The 256-nt window shown below is 50.4% G+C and carries 1 protein-coding gene; it reads right to left on the bottom strand.

Going from position 1 to position 256, the window contains the following annotated elements; genetic code table 11:
* Positions 1–256 (bottom strand): pseudouridine synthase (locus tag AAEY78_RS13945; RefSeq protein ID WP_352339968.1); only part of this gene is annotated, 256 nt, incomplete at both ends.

The raw sequence follows: 256 nt of genomic DNA, 5'->3' as shown, positions 1-256 counted from the left end.
AATAATGGCTCACCGGTGACTGGATGACTAAGCGCTAAAGTCTGAGCATGCAACAGCATGCGCGTACAGTCGTATTGAGTACGAAAAAATCGGTTGTGCCGTCCGTCGCCGTGGCTCGTATCACCCACTATGTGATGAAATAAATGTCTCATGTGTCGACGCAGCTGATGCTTGCGACCAGTCTCAGGTGTTAGGCGCACTAGACTGTAGCGGCTCGTATCATGCTTTTTTGATACCGCGAATGGCAGCTCAACTC

The organism is Psychrobacter sp. 16-MNA-CIBAN-0192 (assembly GCF_040309565.1).
GTDB lineage: Bacteria > Pseudomonadota > Gammaproteobacteria > Pseudomonadales > Moraxellaceae > Psychrobacter.
This window is presented reverse-complemented; position numbering and strand designations above follow the sequence as displayed.